Here is a 17,302-nt window from a genome sequence, read left to right as displayed (position 1 = left end):
ACAGGATGGCCTTCACGTTTCGTTACGTCAAATGCAACATTGTTTCAGGATTTTGCTGCGTTGGAGACAGCGACTTCCGCGGCCCGGAAAAGTGCTCTCGCCTTTGCCTGTGTTTCGCGAAACTCCGAGTTCGGATCACTGTCTGCCACGACGCCGCAGCCTGCTTGAACATACATCTGGCCATTCTTCAGAACAGCCATCCTTAGCCCGATGCAGGTATCCATCTCCCCATCCGCACCAAAATATCCAACGCAACCTGAATACGGCCCGCGGCGGGTTGGCTCCAGTTCGTCGATGATTTCCATGGCACGGATTTTCGGCGCACCTGTCAGTGTTCCGGCCGGAAACGCGGCAACAAGCGCATCCATGGCGGTTTTTCCAGCCTTGATCTGTCCCGTGACCGTCGAGGAAATATGCATGACGTGGCTGTAGCGTTCGATCACGAACTGATCGGGAACCTGCACGGTCCCCAGTTCCGAGACGCGGCCTACGTCATTCCGCCCCAGATCAATGAGCATGAGATGCTCGGCGAGTTCCTTCTGATCCGCGAGCAGTTCTTTCTCAAGCTCCAGATCATGTGCCCGGTCGTTGCCACGCGGACGGGTGCCAGCGAGGGGGCGAACCGTGACTTCCCCTGCCCGCAGACGGACGAGAATTTCCGGCGACGAACCAACCAGTGCATAATCTTCCAGTTCCATCAGGAACAGGAACGGAGCCGGGTTAATGCGACGCAGGCTTCGGTACAACGCAAGCGGAGATAGCGGGAATGGTGTTGTGAAACGCTGACTTGGAACGATCTGGAATGCGTCTCCGGCCGCGATGTAATCCTGCGCGGTTCGGACATTCGCTTCGAACTGCTCCTGCGTTACGTTGGAGGATGGGGGAGCAAGTTCGGTGCCCGCAGGCAGCGTTTCCGTCGCATCTTCCAGAGGGGCAGCCAGCGCTGCCCGCGCCCGATCCAGTAGTGCATGAGCTTCTGCGGTTGTCATGGCGCCACGAACCGGCACCGCGAGCGTCAACTCATCACGGACTGAATCAAATACGGCGAAAAGCTGGGGGCGGATCATGATGCCTTCCGGCAGATCCAGATCATTGACCGGAGCGTTGGGCAGGACTTCCATCTGACGGACCATGTCATAGCCCAGCACGCCAAATACGCCGCCGATCATCGGTGGCATATCAACAGGAAGATCCATCTGGCTCTGGTCGATGATGTCCTTCAGCGTGTCCAGCGGTTTGCCCTGAAGCGACGTTCCATCAAGGGTTACCTCCCCGTTCCGGCACTTCCAGACCAGATCCGGTAGAAGGGCAATCACGGAATAACGGCCTCTCGTCGCGCCGCCTTCCACGCTTTCCAGCAACATCCGGTAAGGATCATCGGAAAGACGGGACAGGCGCAGATAGGCTGAAACCGGGGTCAGGAGGTCTGCGGCTTCGATACTGTGAACAATCGGCATCACTGCGCTCCGTTAGCGGCTGCGGGGGATGTCGAGGCCACAACCTGATTGAACAGGTTCATGTTCATGTGTGAGACGGGAACGGTTTTTTCCAACGCTGCGTCCAGAGCCATCGGAATGTCAGCCTGCAGGGACTGAACATACTGAGCGTCCAGATCGTGGCGCAGAGACTGGTTGTCACCGGCATCGCCTGGCTTCTGCACCGTCACGTTGACCAGCCAGAACGCGTCCGGGCCTTCATACATGCCGGTTGTGCCAACCTTCAGGCCGAAGGCAGCCCGCAGAACATTCTGTGGCAGGGACTGATCAGGATGAACGCGGGAAACAGCAACGTTCTTGCGCAGGTTCGAAGCTTCTGGCTGGTTTTCGAGAGCCTTGGCCAGAGTGCTCTTCTTCGCTTCCGTGAACAGAGCCGTGACGCGTGCATCAGCGGCATGACGCTGCTGGTCTGCGGTCCAGGCCTGAACAACCTGATCGCGGACTTCCGTGAAGGGGCGCAGCGTACCCGGATGAACTTCGTCAACAGCAACTGCGAAAGCAGACCCGTCCGGACCATTCACGACAACCGGCTGTGCATCCTTCTTCTGGGAGAAGATGTGCTGGATGATGGACTGACGCAGATTGGCATCGCCCGGAATTGGAGCAGGTACGCCGTCCTGCGTCATGCCGCGGGCATCAAGGGAACCTGCCGCTGGAACCGCGCCAAGATTGGACGGAACTTTTTCAAGCGTTGTCGAGCCTGCAATCGCGTCCTGAAACTGCGCAAGGCGCGCCTGAAGAGCCTGCGGGGCTTCCTGCTTCTGGACCTGATCGCGCAGATCGTTCTTTGCCTGTTCAAAGCTTGTCTGATGCGGTGCGACAACATCGGTGATGTTGAAGACCACCCAGCCTGCTGCCGTTTTGGTCGGGCCAGTGATCTGGTTTGCCTGCGCTGCGAATGTGAGCTTGGCCAGTTCCGGGTTCGGGATGTCACTCTGGCGCACATGTGGAAGAGCTACGGCTGCCGCGTCCGGGTAAGCCTTCTGGATAGCGTCCCACGCATTCGTGTTGCGCCATGCTGTTGCTGCAGCGTTGGCCTTCGCCTCGTCCTGGAAGGTCAGAACCTGAAGCGTCCGGGTTTCAGGAACATTGTAGGTACGGGCCTGGAAATCATACAGCTTGTGCAGGACGTCATCCGGAACTTCGATCGTCTTGGCAACACTGTCTGCCGTCATCACAACCATCTTGGCATGACGGTATTCCGTCGTGCGGAAATCCTGCGGGTGATTGTCGTAATAGCGGTGAAGCTGTTCGTCTGTTGGTGCAGCAGTAACCGTGCCAGCCGTGAAGGGTACGCGCAGAACATCCAGAACGCGCTGGTCTGCATCAAACGCAAAGAGACGATCCATCAGGGACTTCGGTGCCTGTACAGATGCGCCCATGCCCTGAAGCAGTCCGCGGGAAATGATGTCTTCGCGAATCATCTGGATCAGACGCTTTTCAGTAATACCGATGCGCGTCAGGCGGTCATTCAGCATCGTGCGATCGAACTGGCCCGCAGCATTATGAAAGGCTGGGATCGCGAAGATTTCCTTGCGGATCAGTTCATCGGGTACGTTCATCCCTGCACGCTCACCAGCAAGCTGGACTTCGTTCTGGATCACGAGATTGTGAAGAACCTGACGGGCGATCTGCTGCTTGGTGCCATCGGGAAGATGGGAAGCATCCGCCAGACCCATCTGCTGCGCTGCGGCTGGCAGTTGGGTGGAGAGCGCCCGTGCCAGATCGTCTGGCGTGATGCTGCGGCTACCGACCTGCACAATCGTGTTGGAGCCACTGGTCCCCATATTGGAGTAAACATCCCCTACGCCCCACCCGATAAAGGCCAGGAAGATCAGGATTGCGGCGGCACGGCCGGCCCAGGAGTCAACGAGAAGATGGCGTAGGGTGGTAATCATAGGGTCAGGACGGATCCGGATGGCGGGATGGTGCAGGCGTGGAAGGCCCGCTAAACTTGCGGCACCATAATGTCGTGAGCCGCGCTTGACCAGTAAGCGGACGGCTCACCCTCAGGAGGAAGCATGGACGTATCGCCGAAACTCGTAATCGGTAACTGGAAGATGAATGGCTTGCGGGAACAGACCGTACAGCTTGCAACTGCCGTAGCCGAAGGCGCATGCTCCCTGCCTGACGACGTCAAACTGGTTATCTGTCCGCCCTTCACCCAGCTGGAGCGCGTGTCTGATATTCTTGAAACAGTTGGCACTGATTCAAAGCTTCAGTTAGGCGCGCAGGATTGCCACACCGCCTCGTCAGGCGCGCACACCGGCGAGATTTCAGCGGATATGCTGGCTGATGTTGGTGTTAAGTACGTTTTGCTGGGACATTCCGAGCGGCGCCAGAATTGTGGGGAAACGGACGCTCTCATTCGTCGCAAAGTGCAGGCAGCCGAAGCGGCGGGGCTGGTGCCGGTTGTCTGCATTGGTGAAACCATGGCCGAGCGTCAGGACGGGCGTGCGGCGACTGTTCTGGCCAGCCAGATCGATGGATCCCTGACTGATAGTTTCAACGGCGTTCTGGCTTACGAGCCCATTTGGGCTATCGGGAGTGGCGTTACGCCGTCCCGTGATGAACTGGAGCGGACGCTGTTTCTTCTACGCGGATTGTTGCAGTCCCGCCTCAAGATGGATGACATTCGCGTGCCAATCCTGTATGGCGGCTCCGTAACACCGGCCCAGGCGCCGACCATTTTTTCCATCGGGGTGCTGGGCGGAGTGCTGGTTGGCAGTGCGAGCTTGGACGCGAAAAGCTTCCTGCGCATTGCTGAAGCCGCATCGCTCCGCCTCTCCTCCCAACCATTGTCCGGACCCTATCGTTCATGACCACTTTTCTGCTTGTCATCAATCTGCTGGTCACACTGGCCCTGATCGGTACGATCCTGATCCAGCGCAGCGAAGGCGGCGGCCTTGGTATCGGCAGTAGCCAAGGCATGGGCTCTTTCATGACCGGCCGTGGAACGGCAACGCTTCTGACGCGCGCGACCTCCGTTCTGGCCGGCGTTTTCATGCTGCTTTGCCTCGTTCTGGCCCTTCTGAATCGTGGCGCCTCCTCTGGCGTCGGAGGCCATGACATTCTTGCTGATCCGCCGGCTCCAGCCGCCGCAACAACAGCTCCTGCTTCGCCAGCAACCCCTGCCGCTCCGGCTCCTGCCGAGACGCCTGCTCACTAACTGAGTCGGGAAGCATCTCGACGCTTCCCCTCGCCCCCACCTTCGGTGTATGAGGAGCGCCCATGACGCGCTTCGTATTCATCACCGGCGGTGTGGTATCTTCTCTCGGCAAGGGCATCGCTTCTGCGGCTCTTGCTGCTCTCCTCCAGGCACGCGGCTACAAGGTCCGCATGCGCAAGCTGGACCCCTACCTGAACGTGGATCCGGGCACGATGAGCCCGTATCAGCATGGTGAAGTGTTCATCACCGATGACGGGGCTGAAACAGACCTCGATCTCGGTCATTATGAGCGCTTTACGGGCGTTCACGCCCGCCGTGCTGACAATACCACGACAGGCCGTATCTATTCCGATGTCATCGCCCGCGAACGTCGCGGCGACTATCTGGGTGGAACCGTTCAGGTCATTCCGCACATCACGGACGCCATTAAGGACGTCGTGGTGGCTGGGACGGAAGACTATGATTTCGTTCTGGTGGAAATCGGCGGAACGGTTGGCGACATCGAGAGCCTTCCCTTCCTTGAGGCCATCCGTCAGCTTCGTAATGATCTGGGTCACAACCAGACCATGTGCGTTCACCTGACGCTGCTGCCGTATATTCCCTCAGCAGGCGAACTGAAGACGAAGCCGACGCAGCATTCCGTCAAGGAGCTGCAGAATGTCGGTATTCAGCCTCAGGTTCTGCTCTGCCGTTCGGATCGTCCGATTCCGGAAAACGAGCGCCGCAAGATCGCGAATTTCTGTAACGTCCGCCCCGAGGCCGTGATTGCCGCGCTGGATGTGGATACGATCTATGCGTGCCCGATTTCCTATCATAACGAAGGCATGGACCGCGAAGTCCTGCGTTATTTCGGTCTGCCGTTCGAAGGCTCACCGGATCTGAGCCGCTGGGAAAAGATCGTCCACGCGATTCGCGAGCCGCAGGGCGAAGTAAATGTTGCTGTCGTGGGCAAGTACACGGCGCTGCTGGATAGCTACAAGTCGCTGGCCGAAGCCCTGCTGCATGGCGGGATCGCGAACAATGTTCGCGTGAAGCTCGACTGGATCGAATCGGAAGAGTTCGAAAAGACGGCTGACATTGCCGAGCGCCTGAAGGAGGCGGATGCCATTCTGGTGCCGGGTGGCTTCGGTGAGCGTGGTGCAGAAGGCAAGGTTCAGGCCGTTCGCTATGCCCGTGAGAACGGTATTCCGTTCCTTGGGATCTGCTTTGGCATGCAGATGGCTGTGATCGAATGTGCGCGTTCCCTCGCCGGTCTGCCCAAGGCCTCCTCCACGGAGTTTGGTCCGACGAGCGAACCACTGGTTGGTCTTATGACGGAATGGGCCAACGGCAACGAGCTGATGCGCCGTCGCGAAGGTGGAGATCTTGGGGGCACGATGCGTCTGGGCGCTTTCCCGGCCAAGCTTGCTCCCGGCTCCCGTGTTGCGGAAATCTACGGCAAGACGGAAGTGCGGGAACGTCACCGTCACCGTTGGGAAGTGAACCTGCATTACAAGGATCGTCTGGAAAAGACGGGTCTGCGTTTCTCCGGCATGTCTCCAGACGGCGTTCTGCCGGAAGTCGTGGAATACCCGGATCATCCGTGGTTCATCGGCGTGCAGTACCATCCGGAACTGCTGTCCAAGCCATTTGATCCACACCCTCTCTTTGCAGGCTTCATCGGTGCAGCCCGCAAGCGGACGGAAAGCAAGTGAGCTTCCGAATTGGCAATCTCGAGATCGGTCAGGACCGGCCCTTCACCCTGATTGCAGGGCCGTGCCAGATCGAATCCCGAGAGCATGCCGTGGAGATGGCGGATGCTCTTTCCACAGTGTGTCGCGAGCTTGACATCGGTCTGATCTACAAGAGTAGCTACGACAAGGCGAACCGCAGTTCCGTGAATGCGGCGCGCGGCGTGGGGATGGAAAAGGGGCTGGATATTCTGGCCTCCATCCGTGAGCGTTTTGATGTTCCGGTTTTGACGGATGTTCATTCTGCCGATCAGTGCGCTATCGCGGCGCAGGCGGTGGATGTTTTGCAGATCCCTGCTTTCCTGTGTCGGCAGACGGACCTGCTCCTTGCTGCGGGTCAGACTGGCCGCGCCATCAACGTCAAGAAGGGCCAGTTTCTAGCTCCCTGGGACATGGCGAATGTTGCGGCCAAGCTGGCTTCGACGGGGAATGAGCGCATCATGCTCTGTGACCGTGGGACGAGCTTTGGGTACAACACGCTCGTTAGTGACATGCGCGGACTGCCGATCATGGCGCAGACGGGTTATCCTATTGTTTTCGATGCCACCCACTCGGTTCAGCAGCCGGGCGGCCTAGGGGCTTCGACGGGTGGACAGCGGGAGTTCGTTGAACCCCTCGCCCGCGCTGCGTTGTCCATTGGTGTTGCTGCTGTTTTCATTGAGGCGCATCAGGACCCTGACAACGCTCCGAGCGACGGCCCCACGATGGTTCCGCTTTCGGAAATGAGGGGCCTTCTGACGCGTCTGAAGGCGTTTGACGCGCTGGCAAAGTCTTACAGCGTATAGTTCTGCAATGGTGCGAGGGCTGCCATAAGGAGACTTATGACGGCCCCCGCTGTCAGCACGCCCCGTAAGGGCATGTAACCGGGTGGCAGCGCGCCATGCTTCCAGGCCGCCCGTTCCACAGCAAATGTGGAAATGAAGCCGATGACCTCTAGTAGGTATCCGGCACGCAGGTCCCCCAATAGTCCGACGCAGAGTGAAAGCCATGCCCAGAGCGCAGGGCAGACTCCCAGAAGGAGTCTCTGACGATCACGATCTGCCGTTCCCTGAACTGTGATGATGTCAGGTCGTTCCATGGTCAGCCCCCAGTGGACGGCCCCCAAAAAGGACAGGATACATGCGCCGTACGCCAGAAGAATGACGGTCAGGTGCGGTAGTGGGGAGAAGAGCCCTGCCAGAAAAATCCAGCCTCCCAGCGTCACGAACGGGATGAGTCCCGCGAGACCAAGGATCAGGGCGAGAAAAGGAAGACGCATGTCGTCGATTGACCTTATGTTCTGATTTTGAGACGAAACGGTGATCCGTCCCGAACGGTTATGAGCCACACCCGGTTCACGCATATCCAGGAGAGCTTCCATTGAGCGCCATTGTTGATATCACTGCCCGCGAGATCCTGGACAGCCGTGGTAACCCGACCGTTGAGGTTGAGGTTGAGCTGTCGTCTGGTGCCCGCGGTCGTGCCGCCGTTCCCTCTGGTGCTTCTACTGGCGCCCACGAAGCTGTCGAGCTGCGTGACGGGGACAAGTCCCGCTATAACGGCAAGGGTGTTCTGAAGGCCTGTGGGTTCGTTGAAGACGAAATCCTTGAAGTGCTGCAGGGTGCCGAATCTGAAGATCAGATCGCCATCGATAACGCGATGATCGAACTGGATGGCACACCGAACAAGTCCCGCATCGGTGCGAACGCCATCCTTGGTGTTTCCCTTGCGGTTGCCAAGGCAACGGCCGAAGAACTGGAACTGCCGCTCTACCGTTATGTCGGGGGCGTTTTTGCGCATACCCTGCCCGTTCCGATGATGAACATCGTCAACGGTGGTGAGCACGCAGATAACCCGATCGACATTCAGGAATTCATGATCCAGCCGGTTGGTGCGCCAACGATCGCTGATGCCGTACGCATGGGTTCTGAGATCTTCACAGCGCTGAAGAAGGGTCTGTCCGCTGCTGGTCACAACACGAATGTGGGTGACGAAGGTGGCTTTGCTCCGGGCCTGAAGTCTGCTGACGAAGCTCTGAGCTTCATCACGAAGTCTGTTGAGGCTGCGGGTTATCGTCCGGGTGATGATGTCACGTTTGCGCTCGATTGTGCTGCGACTGAGTTCTACGCCGACGGCCGCTACAATCTGAAGGGTGAAGGCAAGGAATTCGATTCTTCCGGTATGATCTCTTACCTGGAAGAATTGACGAAAAAGTACCCAATCGTCTCCATTGAAGACGGTCTTGCAGAAGATGACTGGGAAGGCTGGGCAGAACTGACCGCACGTCTGGGTGGTAAGCTCCAGCTCGTCGGTGACGATCTGTTCGTGACGAACCCTGAGCGTCTGCGTCGTGGCATCAAGGCTGGCACGGCCAACTCCCTTCTCGTGAAGGTGAATCAGATTGGCACGCTGACCGAAACGCTGGAAGCTGTCGAGACGGCTCACAAGGCTGGCTACACCTGTGTGATGAGCCATCGCTCCGGTGAGACGGAAGACGCTGTGATCGCGGATCTGGCTGTTGCGACCAACTGTGGGCAGATCAAGACGGGCTCCCTCTCCCGCTCTGATCGTACGGCCAAGTACAACCAGCTGATCCGTATCGAGCAGCAACTCGGTAGCGCGGCACGTTATGCAGGTCGCAGCATTCTCAAGAATGCCTAACCAGAAAGCCGGCCCCAAAAGGGGCCGGTTTTTTTAGAAAATAATCAGGTGTCTTTTGACATGAATGATTGTTTCGCTCTGTCTCTCTGAGGTAGGCTATCAGGACGTTTGAAAGCCAAGGGAGACTGTACCCCGCGTGAGACCTCTTCGACTCATCAAGCGCGCCATCCGTACGGTTGCGCCGCCAGTCCTGTTTCTTTCCCTAACGGCTTATTTCGGCTGGAATGCTCTCCATGGGGCGCATGGTATTCGCGCCTATCAGGATCAGCTTGTTCTTCAGCAGCAGGCTCTTCAGGCGCAACAGGATGCCAAGGATGAGCAGGCTGTCTGGCATCGGCGGGTGCTGGCTCTGAAAGAAAAGGCGCTTGATGCTGATATTCTCGATGAGCGGTCACGGGCTATGCTGAATCTGACTCGGAATGGGGATATTGTTGTGCCCTATGGTCCGCACGACAAGCTTTTCTGAGGTCAGTTTTTGAAAGAACCGCTTAATCGGTTCTTTTTTGTGGGGGCAACAAAAAAGGCGACCGTAAGGCCGCCTTTTTAAACTCGTATGATCCGCGAGGTCTTACTTGATCTTGGCTTCGCGGAAGGTCACATGCTTGCGAGCGACCGGGTCATACTTACGGACTTCCATCTTGCCCGTAGCAGAACGTGCGTTCTTCTTCGTGACATAGAAGTAGCCGGTGTCAGCCGACGAAACGAGACGGATCTGAATAACGTTGGTTTTTGCCATGATACCCTCGGGCTTGCGCCGTCCTGATGCCGCTCGCAAGTGTCAAAGCAGCAGGTTGATCTAGTTCGGCGCACCATGCTGATTTGTCTGTCTCAGGTCAAGGCTTTCTCGTGAAAATCCGCTGATAACGTGTCTTTTTTCGGAAAAATAATCAATTTTAGCCGCTAAAACTCATGTTTTCAGGACATTGACGTCCTTGTGGTCCGGTAAAGAGGAACCTATAAAGAACAAAAGGGAGATACATGTTGGTCATGTGTTCTGTCTGTTTTCAGATTATGCCTCCACCGAGGCGCACAGGAGCGCCTGTATGCTGACGCGCAAGCAGCACCAGCTTTTGCTATATATTGACGAGCACCTTCGCCGGACCGGGTATTCTCCCTCTTTCGACGAAATGAAGGATGCGCTCGAGCTCCGCTCCAAATCAGGTATCCATCGCTTGATTTCCGCTCTTGAGGAACGGGGCTTCCTGCGTCGGCATCATCATCGTGCCCGAGCGTTGGAGGTTCTGCGTCTTCCTCATATGGGAATGGATGCGCCACATGCTGAGAGCACTGTTGCGCAGGCTCCATTCGTGCCGACAGTCGTCGAAGGTGGCCGTCAGGCTATGGAGGGGGCTTTTTCGGAAGCGCCGCGCTCGCCCGTCGAAGATGTGAATGTTCAGATTCCTCTCTACGGGCGTATCGCGGCAGGTCTGCCGATTGAGGCTCTTCAGGATGAGAGCACCCATATTCAGGTACCCTCTTCCCTGCTTGGCACGGGTGAACATTATGCCCTGACCGTTGCAGGCGATTCCATGATTGAAGCGGGCATTCTGGACGGAGATATGGCGATCATTCGCCGTGGCGAACTCGCGGATAATGGCCAGATTGTCGTGGCTTTGATTGATGATCAGGAAGTGACCCTCAAGAAACTGCGTCGGCGCGGTTCTACAATCGCCCTTGAAGCTGCCAACCGGGATTATGAAACCCGCATTCTTCCGGCGTCGCGTGTTCGCATTCAGGGGCGTTTGGTAGCGCTCTTCCGTCAGTATTGAACGTGTATGGTTCCTGTAAGTCCGCGAGGGCCTTTCAGGAACCATTATGCAGATTAATGTTTCGGGGCAGTTGGAATGCCGCGGACAACCCTTACCTTTCCGTCAGGGGCGATGAGCGTACTTGTGCCATCTCCGTTTGGAATGATGATTGTCTTGTCGGGGTTTTTTGACAGGAAATGGGGCGCGTTATCTGGAACGCTTGTCGGAAGTGCTGGGATGAGGTTGCTCCGGTCCTGAGACACACCATGACGTGTATCCGAACTTTCTCCAGCCGAGATGCTTTCTCCTGGTTTCATCTGATGTCCCATGGACCCCAAAGCACCAGAGCCGGCAATTCCCCCCATAAATGTTTTGTCGATTGAGGCGCCGCCGAAATATGTCGCAGGATCGCCCAGAGCGCGATTGAACACGCTATCGGGGTTTTCAACATCTTTCAGAGTTGGCAGAGGCTGAGGAGAGCCAGGCCACATATTCCCGCCTTCCGGAAGGATCGGCGTGGAGGCAACTGTTTCCCCGCGAGCACGACGCAAGTTTTCACTATCCCCGTGTGGCGCGTTAGGATTGCTGCCTGACCACAGAGCTGTATCGTTCAAAAACTTGCCCATGCCCGAACAGCCACTCAGGGCGAGAGGTAATGCCAGTAGAGCGGCCTTACGCATTGCATACTCCCATAAGGTCGATCATTGACCTTTAGCGATCATTGCGTGAAAGCGCCAGATGATGGGATGATAACTGCAATAATAATCGTGCACAGTCCAGATCAGGATACGATCTTCGAGGACTTGCGCGGATCAGATGCCATCATTCTGGAAAAGCCAATTGTAAGGTAGCCCCAGCCACTGAGAACTGTTGGAATAACTGAGATCCACAGCAGAATACCACCAATCAGCGTGGCGGGCAGAAAGGACAGATGAAGAGCGGCAGCGGCCTTGTCTCCACCAATCAGGAAGCCAATGGCGACCATCTGGATGCCGGTCTTCCATTTTGCCAGACGGGTAGAAGGAAGGGTTTCCCGCTGGGAAGCCATGTATTCACGCAGACCGCTCACAAGGATCTCGCGCAGCATAATGATGATCGCGGCGTAGAGCGAGAATACCGGAAGAACCGTCAGGCCAGCCAAAGCCAGTAGCAGGGCTCCTACCAGGAGCTTGTCCGCGATAGGGTCCATCATGCGCCCCAGTTCGGACAGCATCTGCCACCGACGTGCCAGAGCGCCATCCAGATAATCCGTGATGCAGGCCGCCGTATAGACAACACAGGCTGCTACATTCCCCAGTGCGGAATGCAGGGCTAGCAGAGCGACCAGAACTGGAATGGCCGCTATGCGAAGCAGGGTCAGGACATTTGGCAGATCAGTGAGCATCGAAGGCAGTCTAGAACAGTTTGGCTGGTTCCGGTATGCGCCAATCTGATCGGGATGTGTGTATTTTTTGTGCCAAAAGGAGATGGAGCCTCGATCCTCACGGAAATGTCAGCTTTGCGTCCGGAGCCATTCAGGATGAAAATGTCCGTATATGGCTCTGGCAATGCCTGAACTGATTCCTGGCGCTGTTTCAAGCTCTTCAAGGCTGGCCTGTCTCACACTTTTTGCAGAGCCAAAGTGATTCAGAAGAGCTTTCTTGCGAGCACCGCCGATTCCCGGAACGTCATCCAGTTCTGATTTTCGCAATCCTTTGGAGCGCCCTGCCCTGTGTGTTGTGATGGCAAAGCGATGAGCCTCATCGCGTAGGCGCTGGAGGTAGTAAAGAACCGGGTCTCGCGGTGGAAGCTGGAATGGGGGCTGGGTTTCCGTAAAGAACCATTCTCTGCCCGCATCCCGATCCGGCCCTTTGGCAATCGCCACAATGGGAATGCCTGTCACGCCCAGATCATTCAGTACCGCGCGGACCGCATTGAATTGTCCCAGACCACCATCAATCAGCAGAAGATCCGGCCAGTCTTCGGGTCTCTCGTCGGTTTCCCTGTCCTTGCCAAAACGGCGTTCCATGACTTCACGCATCATGCCGAAATCATCTCCCGGAGTGACAGGCCCTTTAATGGCGTATTTCCGGTAGGATCGTTTTTCAAACCCTTCCGGGCCGCCCACGACCATGACACCATAAGGCGCCTGCCCCATGATGTGTGAGTTGTCATAGGTTTCGATACGTTTGGGCGTTTCTGGAAGGTTGAAAACCTTCGCTACACCTTCAAGAAGCTTTTTCTGGCCCGTATTTTCCGCAAGCTTCCGTTCCAAGGCTTCGCGCGCGTTTAGGGTGGCGTGATCGACGACGTTCTTTTTTTCGCCACGTTGCGGAAACGAGATTTCAACCTTTTGCTCACGCCGGATGCTGAGGGCTTCCTCAATAAGTTTCTGTTCTGGTAAGGCATGATTCACCAGAATGGACGGTGGCGGAGGTTTGTTGTCGTAGAACTGCAGCAGGAATGCTGACAGGACATCCGCAGGAGCCTCCTCTTCGGCATGGACGGGATAGAACGCCCTATTGCCATTATTTCGGCTGCCTCGGATGAAGAAAACCTGAATGCAGGTCTGACCTGCATCCTGCCAGATCGCTACGATATCGGCATCATTGATGGACGCCGGATTGATAATTCCCGAGTTCTGGATGCTTGCAAAACCGCGGATACGATCGCGGATCGCCGCAGCCTTCTCATATTCCATGGCTTCAGAAGCCCGCTCCATTTCGATCGCCAACTCCTGTTGCAGCTCTGTATTTTTACCTGACAGGAACTGCTTCGCCTGCATCACCAGTTCGGCGTAGTCAGGCTTGGAAATGCGATCCACACAAGGTGCGGAGCAGCGTCTAATCTGAAAAAGCAGGCACGGACGGGTCCTGCTGTTAAGAACAGAGTCTGAACACGAGCGGAGAAGGAAGGTTTTCTGCACAAGGTTCAGCGTCTGGTTCACAGCCCAGGCCGAAGCAAAAGGCCCCCAATAGGTTGCGCCCTTGACCGGTTTGCCACGCTGTTTGGTGATCTGAGGGAACTCGTGATTTTCCGTCAGCATCAGCCAGGGGTAGCTCTTGTCGTCCCGTAGCAGGATGTTGAAGCGCGGCTTCATGCGCTTGATGTAGTTTGCTTCCAGAAGAAGCGCGTCCGCTTCCGTTCTGGTAATGACGATCTCCATTGAGACCGTCATGGACACCATCCGGCGAAGGCGTTCAGGAAGCTGGTTGATCCGCGTATAGGACGACACACGTTTCTTGAGGCTCAGTGCCTTGCCGACGTACAGAACCTCCCCCTTCTCTCCCAGCATGCGATACACGCCAGAGCTGTAGGGAATGGTCTTCAAAGCCTCACGAATTGCGTCCACGCCCTGCTTTTTAACAGTCGGAACAGGGACTTCCTCAGCCGTCATTCTTGTTTTCATCTCCTTGGGCGTGAGGTCATTCATGCCGGTTCTTCAGTCATCCACTGAACCTGTGGACAAGTCTGTGGGTTGCTCCATGACAGAATCATGAAGGCCAAGGTTTGCAAGCCCTGCCGTCAGATTGCCTATTTTTTAATCATTAAACGTAAATAATTGAAAAGACTTATAAATTCTTTCCGTTGCATGGATGGGTGAGAAATTTTTCCCATTCTTGGCTTTGGTTGAACAGGACCTCTTGACTCTTAAAAGCATGGTGGACGAGTGCACTTCGCTTTAAGTCTTCATGGTCCCGTTCTGTTCCCGTTTGAGAGAACTTTTTTACTGAGCTGAGGGCGATTTTCAGGCTGAAATTGATGCTTGTTCGGCCTTTTCCATCAGCCGCAGCATGTTACCACCCCAGATGGCAGAAAGATCGTCCGGTCCAAATCCAGCAGCTTCCAGAGCACGGGTCACGTTTCGCGTTTCTGTTGCGTCTTCCCAGCCGGGAATGCCACCGCCACCATCGAAGTCAGACGAAACGCCCACGTGCCTCACACCGATGCGCTCGGCAACGTAAGCCACATGCCGGGCCAGATCTTCGACGGTTCCAGCGCCTCCTTTGCGGAGGAAAGACCCCATAGCCGTAATCTGGATCAGGCCATCAGTCTCTTTAAGGCGATCCAGCTGTTCGTCATCAAGGTTGCGGGGGTGGTCGCATAGACTGCGGACGCAGGAATGGCTGGCGAATACAGGTGTCGTGGAGAGTTCGGACGCCTGCATCATTGTAGATTTCGCAGTGTGCGACACATCCACCAGAACGCCATGCCGGTTCATTTCACGAATTGTCTCTCGGCCAATTTCTGACAAGCCACCATGAAGCGCGGTGACATCGTTCAGGCTTTTGAGAGGAATGGCTGCATCCGCCAGCACATTATGCCCGTTATGGGTCAGCGTCATGTATCGAACGCCATAGTCCCGGGCCAACTGGCCGATTCGGGCGGGGACACCACCAAGAGCATGACCATTCTCAATGGCGGGTACGATGGCGAGAGCATTGTTTTTGAAGGCTGAACGAACATCCTGAGCTGTCCGGCACACACGAGCCGCCAGCCCGTCCTGCTCTCCTCCCAGAGAATTAATGACCTTCAGCATGGCCTGCACACGCTCCCAGGCCTCTTCATGGCCCGCCTCATCGCGTGGCCCTTGTGGGATGTAAGCTGCAAGGCAGACGGATCGCAGTTTGCCCTGGTGGCACTTCCGAACATCCACTTTTCGCGGGTTATCCGAAGACCAGGCATCGTTCATGTCGGGCCAGGGAATGTCGATATGAGTATCGAAAGTGAGAAGCGTGTCGTGAAGGTCAGTCATGATCCGTCCTAGATCGGGTGGAGGCTTTCTTGACGCAAGAGGTGCTTGTCAAAGAGAGCAATTCAGTCGATCCAGAGGTGATGCGTCTGATTACATGGAACATCAACTCCCTCCGGCTTCGGCTGCCCCTTTTGCAGAAGCTGGTCGAGGAGGAAAATCCGGACATCGTCTGCCTTCAGGAGACGAAAGTTCCCGATCCGCTCTTTCCGGCTGAAGCGCTAACGGCGCTCGGACTGCCCTATCAGCTTTATCGCGGCATGAAGGGCTATAATGGGGTGGCGATTCTCTCGCGGCTGCCCCTGACGTCCGTTGCGAACACTCCAAACTGGTGTAGCCGCGAGGATTGCCGGCATATCGCGGCCTCCATCGAAACTCCTGGTGGCCCGGTTCTGCTTCATGATTTCTACGTTCCGGCCGGCGGCGATATTCCTGATCCGGAAGAAAACGAGAAATTCGCTCACAAACTGGCCTTTGTGGAGGAAGCCACCGCCTGGTTTACGGAAACGCCTCCTGCTCGCAGCATCGTGGTCGGAGACCTTAACATTGCGCCACTGGAGCATGACGTCTGGAGCCACCGTCAGCTTTTGAAGATCGTCAGCCACACACCGCCGGAGACAGAACGGCTCAATGCCTGGATGGCGACAGGTTTCCAGGATGCCATGCGGCGTATCACGCCTGAACCGACCAAGCTCTATACGTGGTGGTCTTATCGAAACAAGGACTGGAAAAAGTCTGACCGTGGGCGTCGTCTTGACCATGTCTGGATGACGCCTGACCTGATGCCGGGATTACGGGATATCCGTATTCGTCGGGATGTGCGGGACTGGGAAAGCCCGTCAGATCATGTGCCGGTCGTGCTGGATTTTGATCCAGCCTGACCGGCTTGCTCCCGGCTTCAGGCCGGGAGTGATTCCGCTGTAGCGACTGTTTTGCCTTCCGGATCAAGGCGATAACCGCCCCCTTCCGTGATGAGCAGGGATGTCTTGGTCGGATCCGGCTCGATCTTCTGACGCAGACGATAGATATGCGTCTCGAGCGTATGGGTCGTGACGGCCGCGTTGTAGCCCCAAACCTCGTTCAGAAGAACCTGACGTGCCACAGGGCGATGCCTTGCACGATACAGATACTTCAGGATCGCTGCTTCCTTTTCCGTCAGACGGATCCGGCGGTTACGCGCGGTCTCGACGAGGAGTTTTGCGGAGGGACGGAACGCATAAGGCCCAATTTCAAAAACGGCATCTTCGCTGTTTTCAAAAATCCGGAGCTGTGCGCGAAGTCGGGCCAGAAGTTCGCCAATCCGGAAAGGCTTGGCCACGTAATCATTGGCACCGGCATCCAGGCCGCGAACAATATCGCTTTCATCATCTGAGCCGGTCAGGATGATGATTGGCATGCGAACGCCCTCACGACGCAGTTCTGCGCAGAAGTCACGTCCATCCCCATCTGGAAGGGTGATGTCCAGCAGCATCGCATCATAGCGTGCCCCCGGCTTCTTCAGCAGTTCCCGAGCAGTCGCGACAGAAGTCGCTTCAATCGTCTCAAGTTCGCCACCGTGCTGGAGCTGTTCTGCCAGCAACTGCCGGAGTGTGTCGTCGTCATCAACTACGAGGATGGGGCGGGGACCTGCCATAATACCTGTCTCGTTTTATCTGAGCGGAAGCGTCACATCCGCGTGGGTTCGCGTTGATAAGCCACGCATCTAATTCTTCTCTCCCCATTGCTGGAAAGCGAAGCAAACTTGCAACATGAGGTATGACAAATGCAAATTGAAAAGAAAACAGCCT

General features: G+C 56.4%; 17 protein-coding genes. 8 read left to right on the top strand and 9 right to left on the bottom strand.

What is annotated here, in order from left to right:
* Positions 1-44: 44 nt before the first annotated feature.
* Positions 45-1,457 carry an anthranilate synthase component I gene (gene trpE, locus GJA01_RS05035; RefSeq protein ID WP_062504344.1) on the bottom strand — a complete coding sequence of 471 codons (1,413 nt, stop codon included), beginning with the start codon at positions 1,455-1,457 and terminating at the stop codon, positions 45-47.
* Positions 1,457-3,394, bottom strand: coding sequence for a peptidyl-prolyl cis-trans isomerase (locus GJA01_RS05030; protein WP_062504342.1), 1,938 nt, complete (start codon positions 3,392-3,394; stop codon positions 1,457-1,459). The genes trpE and GJA01_RS05030 overlap by 1 nt, the downstream gene beginning before the upstream one ends.
* A gap of 123 nt (positions 3,395-3,517) precedes the next feature.
* Between GJA01_RS05030 and tpiA the strand changes: the two genes are divergently transcribed.
* The 4 genes from tpiA (at position 3,518) to kdsA (ending at position 7,180) form a co-directional block, all read left to right on the top strand.
* Entirely contained in the window at positions 3,518-4,318 is an 801-nt protein-coding gene (gene tpiA / locus GJA01_RS05025) for a triose-phosphate isomerase (RefSeq protein ID WP_062504340.1), read from the top strand.
* Positions 4,315-4,665, top strand: a complete 351-nt coding sequence (gene secG / locus GJA01_RS05020) for a preprotein translocase subunit SecG (RefSeq protein WP_010501757.1) — start codon at positions 4,315-4,317, stop codon at positions 4,663-4,665. Before tpiA ends, secG begins: the two co-directional genes overlap by 4 nt.
* Positions 4,666-4,727: 62 nt before the next feature.
* Positions 4,728-6,359, top strand: coding sequence for a CTP synthase (locus tag GJA01_RS05015; RefSeq protein ID WP_062504338.1), 1,632 nt, complete (start codon positions 4,728-4,730; stop codon positions 6,357-6,359).
* Positions 6,356-7,180: a 3-deoxy-8-phosphooctulonate synthase gene (gene kdsA / locus GJA01_RS05010; protein WP_062504336.1), complete on the top strand. Its 825-nt coding sequence runs from the start codon at positions 6,356-6,358 to the stop codon at positions 7,178-7,180. Before GJA01_RS05015 ends, kdsA begins: the two co-directional genes overlap by 4 nt.
* Here the strand turns inward: kdsA and GJA01_RS05005 are convergent.
* Positions 7,168-7,653, bottom strand: coding sequence for a DUF3429 domain-containing protein (locus tag GJA01_RS05005; RefSeq protein WP_253783334.1), 486 nt, complete (start codon positions 7,651-7,653; stop codon positions 7,168-7,170). The two genes, kdsA and GJA01_RS05005, sit on opposite strands and share 13 nt — an antisense overlap.
* 101 nt (positions 7,654-7,754) lie before the next feature.
* Between GJA01_RS05005 and eno the strand changes: the two genes are divergently transcribed.
* On the top strand, positions 7,755-9,035 hold the full coding sequence (gene eno, locus GJA01_RS05000) for a phosphopyruvate hydratase (RefSeq protein ID WP_023942328.1): 1,281 nt from the start codon (positions 7,755-7,757) through the stop codon (positions 9,033-9,035).
* Positions 9,036-9,171: 136 nt separating this feature from the next.
* On the top strand, positions 9,172-9,501 hold the full coding sequence (locus GJA01_RS04995; protein WP_062504332.1) for an FtsB family cell division protein: 330 nt from the start codon (positions 9,172-9,174) through the stop codon (positions 9,499-9,501).
* Between the two features lie 102 nt (positions 9,502-9,603).
* Here GJA01_RS04995 and rpmG read toward each other — a convergent pair whose 3' ends face one another.
* Positions 9,604-9,771, bottom strand: a complete 168-nt coding sequence (rpmG, locus tag GJA01_RS04990) for a 50S ribosomal protein L33 (protein WP_007281888.1) — start codon at positions 9,769-9,771, stop codon at positions 9,604-9,606.
* A 307-nt stretch (positions 9,772-10,078) separates the two neighbouring features.
* Here rpmG and lexA point away from each other — a divergent pair, with 307 nt between their 5' ends.
* Positions 10,079-10,804 (top strand): transcriptional repressor LexA, encoded by a 726-nt coding sequence (lexA, locus tag GJA01_RS04985; protein ID WP_062504330.1) that lies wholly within the window; start codon positions 10,079-10,081, stop codon positions 10,802-10,804.
* 53 nt (positions 10,805-10,857) lie between these two features.
* Here the strand turns inward: lexA and GJA01_RS04980 are convergent, their stop codons facing one another.
* The 4 genes from GJA01_RS04980 to GJA01_RS04965 all read right to left on the bottom strand — a co-directional run bounded on the left by GJA01_RS04980 (position 10,858) and on the right by GJA01_RS04965 (position 15,518).
* On the bottom strand, positions 10,858-11,463 hold the full coding sequence (locus GJA01_RS04980) for a hypothetical protein (protein WP_062504328.1): 606 nt from the start codon (positions 11,461-11,463) through the stop codon (positions 10,858-10,860).
* Positions 11,464-11,564: 101 nt separating this feature from the next.
* Positions 11,565-12,167: a CDP-diacylglycerol--glycerol-3-phosphate 3-phosphatidyltransferase gene (pgsA, locus tag GJA01_RS04975; protein WP_062504326.1), complete on the bottom strand. Its 603-nt coding sequence runs from the start codon at positions 12,165-12,167 to the stop codon at positions 11,565-11,567.
* Between the two features lie 108 nt (positions 12,168-12,275).
* Positions 12,276-14,159 carry an excinuclease ABC subunit UvrC gene (gene uvrC / locus GJA01_RS04970; protein WP_253783332.1) on the bottom strand — a complete coding sequence of 628 codons (1,884 nt, stop codon included), beginning with the start codon at positions 14,157-14,159 and terminating at the stop codon, positions 12,276-12,278.
* A 351-nt stretch (positions 14,160-14,510) separates the two neighbouring features.
* Positions 14,511-15,518 carry a dipeptidase gene (locus GJA01_RS04965; RefSeq protein ID WP_062504323.1) on the bottom strand — a complete coding sequence of 336 codons (1,008 nt, stop codon included), beginning with the start codon at positions 15,516-15,518 and terminating at the stop codon, positions 14,511-14,513.
* 80 nt (positions 15,519-15,598) lie between these two features.
* Between GJA01_RS04965 and GJA01_RS04960 the strand changes: the two genes are divergently transcribed.
* On the top strand, positions 15,599-16,396 hold the full coding sequence (locus GJA01_RS04960) for an exodeoxyribonuclease III (protein ID WP_062504430.1): 798 nt from the start codon (positions 15,599-15,601) through the stop codon (positions 16,394-16,396).
* 17 nt (positions 16,397-16,413) lie between these two features.
* On the opposite strand, the gene GJA01_RS04955 is transcribed toward GJA01_RS04960, so the two are convergent.
* Positions 16,414-17,148 (bottom strand): response regulator transcription factor, encoded by a 735-nt coding sequence (locus tag GJA01_RS04955; RefSeq protein ID WP_062504321.1) that lies wholly within the window; start codon positions 17,146-17,148, stop codon positions 16,414-16,416.
* Between the last annotated feature and the right edge of the window lie 154 nt (positions 17,149-17,302).

It is taken from the genome of Gluconobacter japonicus (assembly GCF_002723975.1).
Lineage (GTDB): Bacteria > Pseudomonadota > Alphaproteobacteria > Acetobacterales > Acetobacteraceae > Gluconobacter > Gluconobacter japonicus.
Note: the sequence above shows the minus strand (reverse complement) of the source record. Positions and strands in the feature narration are given on the sequence as shown.

What these genes read in the sequence shown, in the direction of transcription:
- GJA01_RS04955 (WP_062504321.1), bottom strand. Translation starts at nt 17,148, where the DNA reads ATGGCAGGTCCCCGCCCCATCCTCGTAGTTGATGACGACGACACACTC.
- GJA01_RS05030 (WP_062504342.1), bottom strand. Translation starts at nt 3,394, where the DNA reads ATGATTACCACCCTACGCCATCTTCTCGTTGACTCCTGGGCCGGCCGT.
- GJA01_RS04960 (WP_062504430.1), top strand. Translation starts at nt 15,599, where the DNA reads ATGCGTCTGATTACATGGAACATCAACTCCCTCCGGCTTCGGCTGCCC.
- trpE (WP_062504344.1), bottom strand. Translation starts at nt 1,457, where the DNA reads ATGCCGATTGTTCACAGTATCGAAGCCGCAGACCTCCTGACCCCGGTT.
- GJA01_RS05005 (WP_253783334.1), bottom strand. Translation starts at nt 7,653, where the DNA reads ATGCGTCTTCCTTTTCTCGCCCTGATCCTTGGTCTCGCGGGACTCATC.
- GJA01_RS05015 (WP_062504338.1), top strand. Translation starts at nt 4,728, where the DNA reads ATGACGCGCTTCGTATTCATCACCGGCGGTGTGGTATCTTCTCTCGGC.
- GJA01_RS04965 (WP_062504323.1), bottom strand. Translation starts at nt 15,518, where the DNA reads ATGACTGACCTTCACGACACGCTTCTCACTTTCGATACTCATATCGAC.
- pgsA (WP_062504326.1), bottom strand. Translation starts at nt 12,167, where the DNA reads ATGCTCACTGATCTGCCAAATGTCCTGACCCTGCTTCGCATAGCGGCC.
- GJA01_RS04980 (WP_062504328.1), bottom strand. Translation starts at nt 11,463, where the DNA reads ATGCGTAAGGCCGCTCTACTGGCATTACCTCTCGCCCTGAGTGGCTGT.
- lexA (WP_062504330.1), top strand. Translation starts at nt 10,079, where the DNA reads ATGCTGACGCGCAAGCAGCACCAGCTTTTGCTATATATTGACGAGCAC.
- uvrC (WP_253783332.1), bottom strand. Translation starts at nt 14,159, where the DNA reads ATGACGGCTGAGGAAGTCCCTGTTCCGACTGTTAAAAAGCAGGGCGTG.
- tpiA (WP_062504340.1), top strand. Translation starts at nt 3,518, where the DNA reads ATGGACGTATCGCCGAAACTCGTAATCGGTAACTGGAAGATGAATGGC.
- secG (WP_010501757.1), top strand. Translation starts at nt 4,315, where the DNA reads ATGACCACTTTTCTGCTTGTCATCAATCTGCTGGTCACACTGGCCCTG.
- rpmG (WP_007281888.1), bottom strand. Translation starts at nt 9,771, where the DNA reads ATGGCAAAAACCAACGTTATTCAGATCCGTCTCGTTTCGTCGGCTGAC.